The sequence below is a fragment of the Nocardioides sp. genome (genome assembly GCF_035703625.1).
In the GTDB taxonomy this organism is placed as follows: Bacteria; Actinomycetota; Actinomycetes; order Propionibacteriales; family Nocardioidaceae; genus Nocardioides.
Genome location: NZ_DASSXS010000278.1, coordinates 1 through 12,987, shown reverse-complemented (window position 1 = coordinate 12,987; position 12,987 = coordinate 1). Strand labels below are relative to the sequence as shown.

Genomic DNA, 12,987 nt, shown 5'->3' with positions numbered 1-12,987 from the left:
GGTGAGCGCGTTGGCCAGCCCGCCGATCGTGGGCGTGTAGGACCGTCCGTTGTCGTTGACGACGATCACGAGCTTGCTGTCGCGGGCGATGGCGATGTTGTTGAGCGCTTCCCAGGCCATGCCGCCGGTGAGCGCGCCGTCGCCGATGACGGCCACGACGTGGCGGTCCTCGCCCCGGATGGCGTAGGCCTTGGCGAGACCGTCTGCGTAGCTCAGGGCCGTGGACGCGTGGGAGTTCTCGACGATGTCGTGGGCCGACTCGGCCTGGCTGGGGTACCCGCTCAGGCCGTTCTCCTGGCGGAGCTTGTCGAAGTCGGCGCGCCGGCCGGTGAGGAGCTTGTGGACGTAGGACTGGTGGCCGGTGTCGAAGACCACCCGGTCACGCGGGGAGTCGAACACGCGGTGGATGGCGAGCGTGAGCTCGACGACACCGAGGTTGGGGCCGAGGTGCCCCCCGGTGCGTGAGCAGGTCGCGACGAGCAGGTCACGGATCTCGCTGGCCAGCAGGTCGAGCTGGTCGTCGGAGAGGTCGCGCAGGTCCCGCGGGGTCGTGATCGACTCGAGGTGGCCCATGGCGGCGAGTCTATAGGTCGAGGACCGCAACGCCGTGTTCGTGGAGACTGCCCATCCAGACCCTCCCGGCGTGCTCCCGGACGCCCGTCACCATGTGGAAGTCGCGGGTGTCGACGTCGCAGTCGTGGACCAGCGCGCCGGCGTCGTCGTAGGCCTGCACCCAGACCCGCTGCTTCTCCTTCGGCTGCAGCCGCTCGGGGATCCGCGTCACCTGGCGCCGCAGCCAGAGCGGACCCCGCATCAGCTTCTCGAGGAGCGGATCGGTGGGTGACCCGATCGTGACCCAGATCAGGCCGTCGCTCCCGCGGGCGATGTTGTCGGGGTAGCCGGGCAGGTCCTCGACGAGGAAGTCCCGCTCCCCCGCGCGGCGGCCAGAGATCCAGTACCGGGCCACCCGACGGGTGCTGCTCTCCGCGACCGCCACGAACGCCTCGTCCCCGCCGAGGGCGACACCGTTGGCGAAGGCCAGGCCCCCCATCACCACCTCGACCTCGCCGCCGGGGTCTCGGCGCAGCAGCCGGCCGGTGGCGGTGACCTGGATGAAGTCGTCCTTCCACCGGTCGAGGGTGTGCACGGTCGAGGAGTCGCTGAACCAGATGGTTCCGTCGGCGGCGACGGCGGCGTTGTTGCAGACCAGGATCGGCGTGCCCGCCACGGTGTCGGCCAGCGTCTCGACCACGCCGGTGGCGGGGTCGACGCGAAGCAGGCCGCGGGTGGCGTCGCAGACCACCAGCCGACCGTCGCCGTCGTACTCGATCCCGAGCGGGCGGCCGCCGGTCGCGGCGACCCGGTCGACCTGCCGGCCCTCGTCCCGGATGCGCCAGATGCTGCCGTCCTCGGTGCCGGTGAAGACCGAGCCCTCGTCCGGGCCGTGGGTTGCCACCGCCACGTCCTCGCAGCCGTAGGCGGGCACCGGGATCACGCGAAAGCTCATGGCGTCATGCGTCGGTAGGCCTCGGACTCGAGGAAGAGCGGGAGCGCGATCCTGGCCGAGGACGTCAGGTCGAGGCCGAGGGCGCGGGTCGGCTCGACGAAGACCATCTGCCGTCCCTCGTGGCACTCGATGTCGTCGTCGGTCAGGTCGACCGGCGCCGCGTAGACCACGAAGGGCGTGTCGCCGCACTCCCCGCAGTTGCACACGAACTCGCCGAACTGCTCGAGACCACCGTCCAGCCGGACGCCGGTCTCCTCGGCGAGCTCGCGGTAGGCGGCGTCCTCGTAGGTCTCGCCGTCCTCGACGCCCCCGCCCGGGAAGCCCCACTTCTCCGGGTCGATGACCGGGTGCTCGTCGCGCTCCTGGAGCAGCACCCAGCCCCGACGGTCGATCAGGGCGACACTGGAGTAGCCGTACATGGGGGGCGACGCTACAGGCGGGCGACGAACCTGCGGCCGCGCAGTGCCTCCTCGACCAGCCCTGCCGCGCGGCGTACGGCGAGCAGCCGCGCCTCCTCGCGATGGAACGTCTGGACCGCTGCCTCGACGACGTCGGGGCCGACGACGTCACGCAACCCGGAGCGCGCCTCGCTCAGCCCGCGTCGGCAGGCCGCCTGGGAGGCCTCGACGTGGAGGACGGCGAAGCGGGCGAGCACCACGACGTGACGGCGCAGGGCCCCGTGGGCGCGGTACTCGGGCGGACAGATGTCCAGCAGCCAGTTGGCGGCCGTGTGCTCCCAGCCGGGAGCATCGGGAGGCCGGACCTGTGGCGGCCAGCCAGGAGGAGCGACGTAGGTGACCACTCGTCCAGCCTACCCGCGTTTCGAACATCTGTTCGACAAACCTCATTTCGGAGCCGGATCCTTCCCAAAGACCGCCCGGCACGCGAGGATGGTCGGGACATGGGGACCCAGGTGGCCGTCGATCAAATGCTCCCGGCGCTTCCGAGCAGCGCCGGAGAGGCGCGCAGGCTCTTGCGGGACGCCCTTCCCGGCGATGCCTCCGAGGAGGCCACCGACGCCGCGGCCCTGGCGCTCAGCGAGATCGTCACCAACGCACTCGTCCACGCGGGGACGCCGATGCGGCTGCGCGTCATCCTCGCCCCGCAGTCGGTGCGGGTGGAGCTCGCCGACGGCAGCGACCACCTGCCGCTCCCCCGCGACTACTCACGGGCCGCCGGGACCGGTCGCGGGCTCCACATGGTGACCGAGGTGGTCGACCAGTGGGGCGCGCACCACGACGAGGAAGGCAAGGTGGTGTGGTTCGAGATCGCCGACCCCCCTCCCGACGACGCCCAGGACACCGCCGAAAGGGTCTCGACCGCTCAACCATCCGCGGGGGCGTCGACGGTGCACATCGAGCTGGGCAACGTGCCGCTGCTGATGCATGCCGCCTGGCAGGAGCACGCGTCGGGACTCCTCCGCGAGCTCCTCCTCGCCAGGCTCGACGAGGACCCGACGGCCCTCGACGAGCACGCCGCCGCCAGCGCGGCGATGAGCGTGCTCTTCGAGCAGGTCCCGGCGCCCGACCTCGGCGAGGACCCGGAGGCGATCATGGCCGCCGCGGTCGAGCCCCAGGTCTCGGCCGAGCAGGTCTCCCTCGTCCTGTCGACCGATGCGGTGTCCGACTTCGACGTTCTCGACCAGATGATGGAGACCAGCGTGCGCCTGGCCGCGGAGGGACGGCTGTTCTCGCCGCCGACCCAGCCCGAGATCGCGGGGTTCAGGAGGTGGCTGTGCGCCCAGGTCCGCCGGCAGTCCGCCGGCGGCGCTCCGGAGGCGTGGACGGCGCCGATCGGCAACCCTCCCCCACCCGACCCGCGAACGCTCCACTGGGACCCCGCCCCGGTCGACAGCTCGACCCGCGCCCTGATCGCCGCGGACGACACCGACCAGATCGTCGCGGTCAGCCCGTCCGCGCTCACCCTGCTCGGGTACGAGGACCCAGGTCAGCTGGTCGGGAGCCGCCTCATCTGCATCATTCCGACCCGCTACCACCAGGCCCACATCGCCGGTCTGACGCTGCACCTGGCCAGCGGCCGGGGTCCCCTGCTCGGCAACCAGGTCACGGTGCCCGTGCTGCGGGCCGACCGGTCCGAGCAGGTCATCGGCCTGAGGATCGAGGCACGGCACCTGGCGGACGGCCGGGCGGTCTTCGTCGCCGAGCTCTTCGACTAGGTCGCGTCCGTCGCGAAGCCCCTCCCGAGATAGGCAGCCGCCACGATCGCGTCGAACCGCGCCACGGCATCCTCGCCCGGCGCCAGCGGACCGGGACGGAAGTGCGGGCTCGCCAGTCCGCGCTGGACGGACTCGCACGCCGTCCAGTCCTGGCGGTTGGTGAGGTCCCAGAAGTCGACGGCGTACGCCGGATCGGGCAGTCGCCCCTCGCCGTCGGGAGGGAAGTACCACGAGCACTCGACCAGCGTGCGATCCGGCGCGAGGGGCAGCAGGCGGTGGGTCATGACGTAGTCGGGGTGGGCGGAGACCAGCAGGTTGGGCAGCATGTGGAGGTACTCCACGGTGGTCGGCGAGACGCCCGCGATCGGCCACCCACGGGACGCGCCGTCGAGGGACATCGTGGCGACCCCGTCTCCCAGGCGCATCGAGCCGCCGACCCAGGCGCCGGGCAGGTGGTAGTTGTCACCCGACGTCGGCGGAGAGACGCGGCACAGCTCGGGGTGGATCGCCGGGCAGTGGTAGCACTCGTGGTAGTTCTCGGCGATCACCTTCCAGTTCGCGGCGACCTCGTAGTCGTGCCGCTCCCCCAGCCGCAGCGCTTCGGGGCGGTACGGCGCCACGATCGCCACCAGCGCCCCGAGGTGCGCGTCGAAGTCCGGCACGTCGGGGTCGCCCACCGGCCGCGTCCCGTGGCCGAAGAGCCAGCCGCTCCACTCCGCCACCGGCAGCTCGACCAGGCCGTGGGACTCCGGGGCGAACCCGTCGGCCTCGCGGAAGCCCGGTGCTGCCAGGACGCGACCGGCCAGGTCGTAGGACCAGGAGTGGTAGGGACAGACGATCGCCCGGTGGGCGGAGGAGGCGTCCCCGGTCAGGAGCTCGTGGCCGCGGTGCCGGCACGTGTTCGCGAACAGCCTCACCCGGGCGTCGGCGCGCGTCAGCAGGCCGGCCACATCGCCCACCGGCACTGCCCGCTGGGTGGTCCCCGGTGGCAGCAGCTCGTCGAGCCGGCCCAGGCAGGCCCAGGTCCCCGCGAAGACGAACCGCTGCTCCCACGCCAGCACCTCCGACGAGGTGTAGGCCAGGGCGGGCAGCATCGCCGGACCGGTCCGGGACTCGAGCGCTGCGCGCAGGTCCGCGAGGTCGCTCACGGGTGGGTCATCCCCCGGCCAGGAAGGAGAGGCGCACCTCACGCTCCGCGTTGTCGACGTTGACGTCGACGAGGCAGATGCTCTGCCAGGTGCCGAGCGCCAGCTCTCCGTCGAGCACCGGCACCGTGGCATACGGCGGCACCAGTGCCGGCATGACGTGCGACCGGCCGTGCCCGGGACTGCCGTGCCGGTGCCGCCAGCGATCGTCGGCGGGGAGCAGGTCGCCGAGGGCGGCGAGCAGGTCGTCGTCGCTGCCCGCGCCGGTCTCGATGATCGCGATCCCGGCGGTGGCGTGCGGGACGAAGACGTGCAGCAGACCGTCGCCCCGACCGGAGGCGAAGGCGGCGCAGTCGCGGGTGATGTCGCGGACGGTGTCGGTGTCGCCGGTGCGGTACGTGCGTGTCTCGGAATCCACCTGACGATCGTGCCATCCCTTGCGTACGTTCGCCCCATGGAGATCCGGTCCCTCGCCTGGCGGACCGACCTCGCGCTGCTCCGGGCAGCGGGTAGCGAGGTGGAGGACCGCGGTGACCACCTCGTCGTCCGCACGCCGGCGAACCCGGGCTTCTACTGGGGCAACTACCTGCTCCTCGACTCCCCCGCCGGCCCCGACGCCGTGCCGGACTGGCTGCTGGCCTTCGAGAGCGCGTTCCCGGAGGCCGAGCACCGGACCTTCGGCGTCGACGGCGCCGATGGGTCGGTCGACGACCTCGCACCGTTCCGGGCAGCCGGGATGGGCGTCGAGGCGTCGACGGTGATGACCGCGCAGGCGGTCCACGAGCCGCCTCACCCCAACGCCGGGGCAACCGTCCGTCCCCTCGCGAACGACGACGACTGGGCGCAGCAGGTCGAGCTGGCGCTCAGCGACGAGGACCTGCACGGCGGGCGGGTGTTCGCCACCCGCCGTGCCGCCGCGGAGCGGCGCCTGGTCGACATGGGCCTCGGGCAGTGGTTCGGCGCGTTCCTCGACGGTCGGCTCGCCGCCTCGATGGGGCTGTTCGTGGCCTCCGAGGGCCTCGCCCGCTACCAGGGGGTGATGACGCATCCGGACTTCCGGGGCCGCGGGCTGTGCGGCACGCTCGTCCACCACGCCGGTCGCTTCGGCTTCGACGACCTGGGGGTGCACACGCTGGTGATGGTCGCCGACCCCGACTACCTGGCCATCCGGATCTACCGCTCCGTGGGGTTCACCGGTTCCGAGACCCAGCTGCAGGCGATGCGCGTCCCCGAGCCGTGATCAGGCCTCACCGGCGGGGTCCTCGAACTCCTCGACCCCACCCAGGCAGGTCACCTCGGGCTCCGGCGAGGTGTGCCCGTCGGAGTACTCGTCGATGAACTGCTCGAGCCGCGGGTCGTCCGGTCCGTCCAGCGCAAGCTGCGCCTCCCACACGGTGACGACGACCGGCGCGTCCTGGCCGTCGTACGGCGAGAGCAGGCCCTTCTCCGGCAGCTTGTCCGCGAGGCTGTCGACCTCCTCGTCGGAGAGGCTCGGGTCGTAGGTGATCCAGAGGGCACCGTGCTCCAGGGTGTGCACCGCGTTCTCGTCACGGACCTGCTGGTCGTAGACCCCGCAGTTCTGCCACGCCGGGTCGTGGGCGCCGCCCACCGGCGGGGACTGGTCGTAGTCGACGTCGCTCTCCACGTGGTCACGCGGCAGGTCCTGGTAGGTCGCCACCTCACCCAGACCGGAGGGCGGTCCGTCATCGCCGCGCAGCAGCTGGACCATCACCGCCAGGCCGATGAGGACCACGAGTGCGACACCCACGACGACGAGCCTGCGGCGGCCACCGGCGGTCATGACTCCAGCGCCTTCTCGATGCGCTCCACCTTGGCGGAGAGCTGGCCGTCGTACCCCGGACGGATGTCGGCCTTGAGCACCAGGCCGACCCGCGGGGAGACGGCGGCGACGACGTCGACGGCCTGCTTGACCACGGCCATCACCTCGTCCCACTCGCCCTCGATGTTGGTGAACATGGCGTTGGTCTCGTTGGCGAGCCCGGACTCGCGCACCACGCGGACGGCGGCCGCCACGGCCTCCGACACGCTGCCGGAGTCGTCCGCGGCGGTCGGGGAGATGCTGAACGCGGCGATCATGACGACCACCGTAGCCAGCCCGGTCCCGCGTCCGTGGGAGGTGCTCGACGAGTGTTCAGGGCCGCGCGGTTCCGGCCGTCGGCGGACAGGTCTAGCGTGCGGGATGAACAACGGACATGAGCGAAAGGGAGGACACCGTGGCATCGAAACTCAACCCCTACGTCACCTTCGAGGGCAACGCGCGCGAGGCGCTCGAGTTCTATCGTGACGTCTTCGGCGGGGAGCTCAACATCAACACGTTCGGCGACTTCGGCAACGACACCGGCGGCGAGGCCAGCAAGGTCATGCACGGCCAGCTCGAGACCGAGGCCGGCTTCACCCTCATGGCCGCCGACAACCCGCCCGGGCAGGACCTCACGGTCGGCAACAACCACTCCATCAGCCTCAGCGGCGACGACGACGAGATGTTGCGTGCCAACTGGAAGCAGCTCTCCGACGGCGGCACGGTCATGGTGCCGCTCGAGAAGCAGATGTGGGGCGACGAGTTCGGCATGTGCGCCGACCGGTTCGGCGTGACCTGGATGGTCAACATCGCCGGGCAGCAGGGCTAGCTAGCCGCTGGAGGTCCGTCGCCGGAGGTGGTGGAGCGGCACGAGGATGAACACGGCGATCGCGAAGTAGCCGACCACGGCGATCACCGGCAGGAACAGTCCCAGGACGATCATCACCACGTAACCGGCCAGGCCAGGAGTGAGCCGGCGGGTGAGCGACCTGACGTCCTCGTCCGGCAGGTCTCGCCGGACGAGGTCCGCGTGAACTGCGTACCGCCACAGTGCCGAGACCAGCAGCGAGGTGAGCAGCAGGTTGATCCCGTAGACCGTGGCGGCGACGCGCGCGGGCTCGGGCTCGCCGATGTACTCCGCCAGCAGGCGCGTCGGGAACGGGAGGAACGACACCACGAGGAGCAGCAGCAGGTTGAGTCGCACGAACACCGAGGTGGTGTGGTGGAGGTACTCGGTGACCACCGTGTGCGCAAACCACACCGCGCCGATGGACGCGAAGCTCACGATGTAGGCGAGGTACGAGGGCCACTGGTCGGCAAGAGCACCCAGCAGGTCGTCCTCCGCGCCGGCCGGAACGCCGATCTCGAGCACGAGCAACGTGATCGCGATCGCGAAGACGCCATCGCTGAACGCCTCGGTGCGCGTGGTGCGATAGCTGCCTGAGCCGCCCAGCGCCTCGTCGTTCCTCACCCGACGAGTCTGGCAGCCGAGCCGCTCCCGGGACAGCCACAGGAGGCACACCGAGGCCGGAATGCTCCTCCGTGGTCGCCGAGGCGCATACTGGCAGTAATGACACCCTCACCCGCACGACGGCGCCACCTCGCCAGCAGCCCGTTCCAGCCGAACCCTGATCCGGTCATCGAGCAGTTCGAGTGCGGCGACCTGGTCTCGCACGACTCCTACGGGATGGGCCGCGTCGTCGACGCCGAGGCCGCTGCGGTGACGGTCGACTTCGGGGCCCGGAGGGTGCGCATCACGAGCCCCTTCGCCAAGATGTCGAAGCTCTCCTGACGGAGCTGCTCGTCACGGCTGTCCCGCGACTCACCCGCCTGCATCCCGGGGCTAGACGAGCGACCTGACCAGGAGGACGACGGCGCTCGTCGCGCAGAGCAGCAGCACGACGGCTCGCACCCGGTCCGGAGGCAGGCGGTGCCGCAGCGCCCGACCGAGGACGGCACCGACCGGCAGGACCGGCGCCAGGCACGCGGCCAGGAGCACCTGTCGCAGCTCCAGCTGCCCCGCGACGGCGAGCCCGCCGAGCGAGAGCGCCGCCCCCACCATGAAGTAGACCGCCAGCGTGGTCCGGATCTGGCGGGGTGGTTGCTCCTGGTAGAGGATCGCCATCGGCGGGCCGCCGATCGAGGTCGCCGTACCGGAGAACCCCGAGACCAGGCCCGCCGTCATGAGCGACCCCCGGGTGATCGGCGGTCGCACCGCGAGCCAGGTGACCAGCACGGCCACGAGGACCATCACGGCGACCGCCAGGCCGAGGACCCGGGTGGAGAACGACGCCACCGCCGCGACCCCGAGCGCGGTGCCGACCAGCCGGGTGGGCAGCGACCACCCGAGGCCCGCCCAGTGGATGTCCTCGCGCTCCGCCGCCAGGGTGACGATCGGGTAGGTGCAGGCCAGCCAGAGCATGAGCTCCGGCATCAGCTCGGGCTCGACGAGCGTGATCACCGGAGCGGCGACCAGGCCGAGTCCCAGACCGACGAGGGACTGCACGGTGGCCCCGGCCAGCAGGGCCAGGGCCACCGCGACCAGGGCCGGGACTCCGAGACCCAGCAGGCTCAGACCGCGCTCAGCTCGCCCGCAGGTTGCGCAGGACGTAGGGCATGATCCCGCCGTTGCGGAAGTAGTTCGCCTCACCCGGGGTGTCGATCCGGACGACGGCGTCGAACTCGGTGTCGCCGGCGGTGACCTTGACCGTGCTCGGGGTCGTGCCGTCGTTGAGCTCGGTGACCCCGGTGATCGCGAACGTCTCCTCGCCGGAGAGGCCCAGCGACTCGGCGCTCTCGCCCTCGGGGAACTGCAGCGGCAGCACGCCCATGCCGATCAGGTTGGACCGGTGGATCCGCTCGTACGACTCGGCGATGACCGCCTTGACCCCGAGCAGCGCGGTCCCCTTCGCCGCCCAGTCGCGGGAGGAACCCGAGCCGTACTCCTTGCCGGCCAGCACCACCAGCGGGATGCCCTCGCGCAGGTAGTTCTCCGACGCCTCGAACACCGTGGTCTCGTTGCCGTCAGCCGTGAAGTCGCGGGTGACGCCGCCCTCCGTGCCCGGGGCGAGCTGGTTGCGGAGCCGGATGTTGGCGAACGTCCCGCGGATCATCACCTCGTGGTTGCCGCGCCGCGAGCCGTAGGAGTTGAAGTCCCGCTGCTCGACGCCGTGCTCGGCGAGGTACCTGCCCGCGGGCGAGTCCTTCTTGATCGCGCCGGCGGGGCTGATGTGGTCGGTGGTGACCGAGTCGCCGAGCTTGAGCAGGACCCGGGCGCCCTCGATGTCGGTGACGGCCTCGGGCTCCTCCGGCATCCCGTCGAAGTACGGCGCCCGGCGCACGTAGGTCGAGCCCTCGTCCCACTCGAAGATGTCGCCCTCCGGTGTGGACAGGTTGCGCCAGCGCTCGTCGCCGGCGAAGACGTCCTCGTAGGACGACCCGAACATGTCGGCGCTGATCGACTCGCCGATCACCCGCTCGATCTCGGACGGAGAGGGCCAGATGTCCTTGAGGAAGACCTCGTTGCCGTCGGAGTCCACGCCGAGCGGGTCGCCGAACAGGTCGACGTCCATCGACCCTGCGAGCGCGTAGGCGACCACGAGCGGCGGCGACGCCAGGTAGTTCATCTTCACGTCCGGGTTGATCCGCCCCTCGAAGTTGCGGTTGCCCGACAGCACCGAGACGACGGCCAGGTCGTTGTCCTGGACCGCCTCGGAGACCTCCGGGATCAGGGGGCCGGAGTTGCCGATGCAGGTGGTGCACCCGTAGCCGACGAGGTTGAACCCGAGCTTGTCGAGGTAGGGCGTCAGGCCGGAGCGCTCGTAGTAGTCGCTGACCACCTTGGAGCCCGGCGCCAGGGTGGTCTTGACCCACGGCTTGCGCTGCAGCCCCTTCTCGACCGCGTTCTTGGCCAGCAGGGCGGCACCGATCATCACCGAGGGGTTCGACGTGTTGGTGCACGACGTGATCGCCGCGATCGTCACCGCCCCGTGGTCGATCTCGAACTTCGTGCCGTCGGAGAGCTCCACCCGGGTCGGGCTGGAGGGTCGGCCCCTGGTGCTGTCCCGGTTGAGGTGCCAGTCGGTCGGCTCGCCGCCGCCGTCGATGTCCGCGGAGTACGCCGGCGCGTCACTCGCGGGGAAGGACTCGGCCGACGCCTCGTCCGCATGGGAGATCACGCCGTCGTGGGAGTCTCCCTCGTCGACGTAGTCGGCCAGCGCCGAGCGGAAGGCCTCCTTCGCCTCGGTGACCTCGACCCGGTCCTGCGGCCGCTTGGGACCGGCCAGCGACGGCACGACCTCGGACAGGTCGAGCTCGAGCTTCTCGGAGTAGCGCGGCTCGACGTACCCCTCGGCGGACGGGTCGTGCCAGAGGCCCTGCTCCTTGGAGTAGGCCTCGACCAGGGCGAGCTGCTCCTTGCTGCGCCCGGTGAGCTCGAGGTAGTCGATGGTCTGCTGGTCGATCGGGAAGACCGCGATGGTGGAGCCGAACTCCGGGCTCATGTTGCCGATGGTGGCCCGGTTGGCCAGCGGCAGCGCGCCGACGCCGTCGCCGTAGAACTCGACGAACTTGCCGACCACGCCGTGCTTGCGGAGCTGCTCGGTGATGGTGAGAACCAGGTCCGTGGCGGTGGAGCCCTCGGGCAGCTCGCCGGAGAGCTTGAAGCCCACGACCCTCGGGATCAGCATGGACACCGGCTGGCCGAGCATCGCTGCCTCGGCCTCGATGCCGCCGACGCCCCAGCCGACCACGCCGATGCCGTTGACCATCGTCGTGTGGGAGTCCGTGCCGACGCAGGTGTCGGGGTAGGCGACGGTCGTCCCGTCGGAGTCACGCGTGAAGACGACGCGCGCGAGGTGCTCGATGTTGACCTGGTGGACGATGCCGGTGCCGGGCGGGACGACCTTGAAGTCGTCGAAGGCGCCCTGGCCCCACCGCAGGAACTGGTAGCGCTCCTGGTTGCGCTCGTACTCGATCTCGACGTTGCGCTCGAAGGCCTCGGGACTGCCGAACACGTCGGCGATCACCGAGTGGTCGATGACCATCTCGGCGGGCGCGAGCGGGTTGATCCGGGAGGGGTCGCCGCCGAGCTCCTGCATCGCCTCGCGCATCGTGGCGAGGTCGACGACGCACGGAACGCCGGTGAAGTCCTGCATGATCACGCGAGCGGGCGTGAACTGGATCTCCTTGTCGGGCTCGGCGTCGGCGTCCCAGCCGGCCAGCGCGCGGATGTCGTCGGCGGTGATGTTCTGGCCGTCCTCTGTGCGCAGCAGGTTCTCGAGCAGGACCTTGAGGCTGAACGGGAGGCTCTTGACGTCCAGGCCGTCCCCGTCGACCGCATCGAGGCGGTAGATCTCGTAGGACCTGCCCTCCACGTCCAGCGTGCTCTTCGCCTTGAAGCTGTCCTGACTCGACATCAGCCGTCTCCTCGTCGTCGTTCGCTCGCCACTCCGTGCCCATCTTGCCGTTGGTCACGCGGACCCGAAAGGTCGGGTCCACCCGCGCTCTTCCCGGGCGAGCATCCGCATTCTCTTGACATCAAGATACATGAGGTCGAGGGAGTGTTCCAGTCCGTGCCCCACCGACCGCGTCCCCTGCCTGACCGGGGGGAGCCTCCGGAGCCCGGGTCGGCCGCTCAGGCGATGTGGACGCCGTAGTCGCCGAGTGTCGCCACGAGCCCGTCACGACCGGAGGCAGCCAGCGCTCCGCCGACGAGGCGCTCGTCGGAGCTCACCTCGGCGACGGGATCGAACCCGGGCAGGAGCCCACGGTCGGGGCCGGATCCGCGGTCGACCTCGGCCAGGACGAGCCCGGCGAGGCCCCCACCGAACACGTCGACGGCGACCGGCTGCCCGTCCCGCACGGTCCGCCACCTCTGTGTGTGCAGCACCCGGGCCGGCAGGACGGACAGGGCCGACCACTCGGCGTCGTCGAGGTAGAAGCTGGTGCAGGCGACCTCGGCGGGGTCCGAGCCGAGTCGCACCTGGTGGCCGAGCTTGTGGACCACCGGCTCCCCCACAGCCGCCTCACGCAGACGCAGCCGGGTCCCGAGGACGTACCGGTCGGTGATCTCCATCGGGCTGCCGCTGAGCTCCGGGGTGGACCCCAGCAGCCATCGCCGCTCGCGCTCCACCCGGGCGTACTTCAGCGAGACCGTCACCCCGACCTCGTCAGCAGGGCGACGCACTCCACGTGGTGGGTCATCGGGAAGAGATCGAACGCGCGCAGCCGCTCCAGCCGGTAGCCGTGGCCGACGAAGGTCTCGACGTCCCGGGCGAGCGCGGCCGGGTCGCAGGCGACGTACGCGACGGCACGGGGAGACCGCGCCACGATCTGCTCC

The 12,987-nt window shown here is 70.9% G+C and carries 16 protein-coding genes and 1 pseudogene; 4 read left to right on the top strand and 13 right to left on the bottom strand.

The features are described 5' to 3' along the window. The 4 genes from VFN12_RS14635 to VFN12_RS14620 all read right to left on the bottom strand — a co-directional run. Positions 1 to 573: 1-deoxy-D-xylulose-5-phosphate synthase N-terminal domain-containing protein (locus VFN12_RS14635; RefSeq protein WP_325119467.1), on the bottom strand; the 573-nt coding region annotated here is incomplete at its 3' end. A gap of 10 nt (positions 574 to 583) precedes the next feature. After that, positions 584 to 1,507, bottom strand: a complete 924-nt coding sequence (locus VFN12_RS14630; RefSeq protein WP_325119466.1) for an SMP-30/gluconolactonase/LRE family protein — start codon at positions 1,505 to 1,507, stop codon at positions 584 to 586. Next, on the bottom strand, positions 1,504 to 1,926 hold the full coding sequence (locus VFN12_RS14625; RefSeq protein ID WP_325119465.1) for an NUDIX hydrolase: 423 nt from the start codon (positions 1,924 to 1,926) through the stop codon (positions 1,504 to 1,506). The genes VFN12_RS14630 and VFN12_RS14625 overlap by 4 nt, the downstream gene beginning before the upstream one ends. Positions 1,927 to 1,937: 11 nt before the next feature. Then, positions 1,938 to 2,309: a hypothetical protein gene (locus VFN12_RS14620; protein WP_325119464.1), complete on the bottom strand. Its 372-nt coding sequence runs from the start codon at positions 2,307 to 2,309 to the stop codon at positions 1,938 to 1,940. Between the two features lie 99 nt (positions 2,310 to 2,408). On the opposite strand from VFN12_RS14620, the gene VFN12_RS14615 reads away from it, so the two are divergent. Then, positions 2,409 to 3,683: an ATP-binding protein gene (locus VFN12_RS14615; protein ID WP_325119463.1), complete on the top strand. Its 1,275-nt coding sequence runs from the start codon at positions 2,409 to 2,411 to the stop codon at positions 3,681 to 3,683. On the opposite strand, the gene VFN12_RS14610 is transcribed toward VFN12_RS14615, so the two are convergent. Beyond that, positions 3,680 to 4,831, bottom strand: coding sequence for an aromatic ring-hydroxylating dioxygenase subunit alpha (locus tag VFN12_RS14610; RefSeq protein WP_325119462.1), 1,152 nt, complete (start codon positions 4,829 to 4,831; stop codon positions 3,680 to 3,682). The two genes, VFN12_RS14615 and VFN12_RS14610, sit on opposite strands and share 4 nt — an antisense overlap. A gap of 7 nt (positions 4,832 to 4,838) precedes the next feature. Further along, positions 4,839 to 5,246, bottom strand: coding sequence for a YjbQ family protein (locus VFN12_RS14605; protein ID WP_325119461.1), 408 nt, complete (start codon positions 5,244 to 5,246; stop codon positions 4,839 to 4,841). 36 nt (positions 5,247 to 5,282) lie between these two features. Here VFN12_RS14605 and VFN12_RS14600 point away from each other — a divergent pair, with 36 nt between their 5' ends. Further along, on the top strand, positions 5,283 to 6,068 hold the full coding sequence (locus tag VFN12_RS14600) for a GNAT family N-acetyltransferase (RefSeq protein WP_325119460.1): 786 nt from the start codon (positions 5,283 to 5,285) through the stop codon (positions 6,066 to 6,068). On the opposite strand, the gene VFN12_RS14595 is transcribed toward VFN12_RS14600, so the two are convergent. Beyond that, positions 6,069 to 6,629 carry a DUF3105 domain-containing protein gene (locus VFN12_RS14595; protein ID WP_325119459.1) on the bottom strand — a complete coding sequence of 187 codons (561 nt, stop codon included), beginning with the start codon at positions 6,627 to 6,629 and terminating at the stop codon, positions 6,069 to 6,071. Further along, positions 6,626 to 6,925, bottom strand: coding sequence for an MTH1187 family thiamine-binding protein (locus tag VFN12_RS14590; RefSeq protein ID WP_325119458.1), 300 nt, complete (start codon positions 6,923 to 6,925; stop codon positions 6,626 to 6,628). The genes VFN12_RS14595 and VFN12_RS14590 overlap by 4 nt, the downstream gene beginning before the upstream one ends. 137 nt (positions 6,926 to 7,062) lie before the next feature. Between VFN12_RS14590 and VFN12_RS14585 the strand changes: the two genes are divergently transcribed. Then, positions 7,063 to 7,476: a VOC family protein gene (locus VFN12_RS14585; protein WP_325119457.1), complete on the top strand. Its 414-nt coding sequence runs from the start codon at positions 7,063 to 7,065 to the stop codon at positions 7,474 to 7,476. Here the strand turns inward: VFN12_RS14585 and VFN12_RS14580 are convergent, their stop codons facing one another. Next, positions 7,477 to 8,118 carry a TMEM175 family protein gene (locus tag VFN12_RS14580; RefSeq protein WP_325119456.1) on the bottom strand — a complete coding sequence of 214 codons (642 nt, stop codon included), beginning with the start codon at positions 8,116 to 8,118 and terminating at the stop codon, positions 7,477 to 7,479. It lies immediately after the preceding gene. Positions 8,119 to 8,217: 99 nt separating this feature from the next. On the opposite strand from VFN12_RS14580, the gene VFN12_RS14575 reads away from it, so the two are divergent. Beyond that, positions 8,218 to 8,439, top strand: a complete 222-nt coding sequence (locus VFN12_RS14575; RefSeq protein WP_325119455.1) for a hypothetical protein — start codon at positions 8,218 to 8,220, stop codon at positions 8,437 to 8,439. 51 nt (positions 8,440 to 8,490) lie between these two features. On the opposite strand, the gene VFN12_RS14570 is transcribed toward VFN12_RS14575, so the two are convergent. The 4 genes and pseudogenes from VFN12_RS14570 to VFN12_RS14555 all read right to left on the bottom strand — a co-directional run. Continuing rightward, on the bottom strand, positions 8,491 to 9,183 hold the full coding sequence (locus VFN12_RS14570) for a sulfite exporter TauE/SafE family protein (RefSeq protein WP_325119454.1): 693 nt from the start codon (positions 9,181 to 9,183) through the stop codon (positions 8,491 to 8,493). Positions 9,184 to 9,229: 46 nt separating this feature from the next. Then, positions 9,230 to 12,064 (bottom strand): aconitate hydratase, encoded by a 2,835-nt coding sequence (locus VFN12_RS14565; RefSeq protein ID WP_325119453.1) that lies wholly within the window; start codon positions 12,062 to 12,064, stop codon positions 9,230 to 9,232. A gap of 218 nt (positions 12,065 to 12,282) precedes the next feature. Beyond that, positions 12,283 to 12,807, bottom strand: coding sequence for a hypothetical protein (locus VFN12_RS14560; protein ID WP_325119452.1), 525 nt, complete (start codon positions 12,805 to 12,807; stop codon positions 12,283 to 12,285). Continuing rightward, a pseudogene (locus VFN12_RS14555) lies at positions 12,804 to 12,987 on the bottom strand (class I SAM-dependent RNA methyltransferase); the annotation flags it as partial. The pseudogene VFN12_RS14555 and the gene VFN12_RS14560, both read right to left, overlap by 4 nt.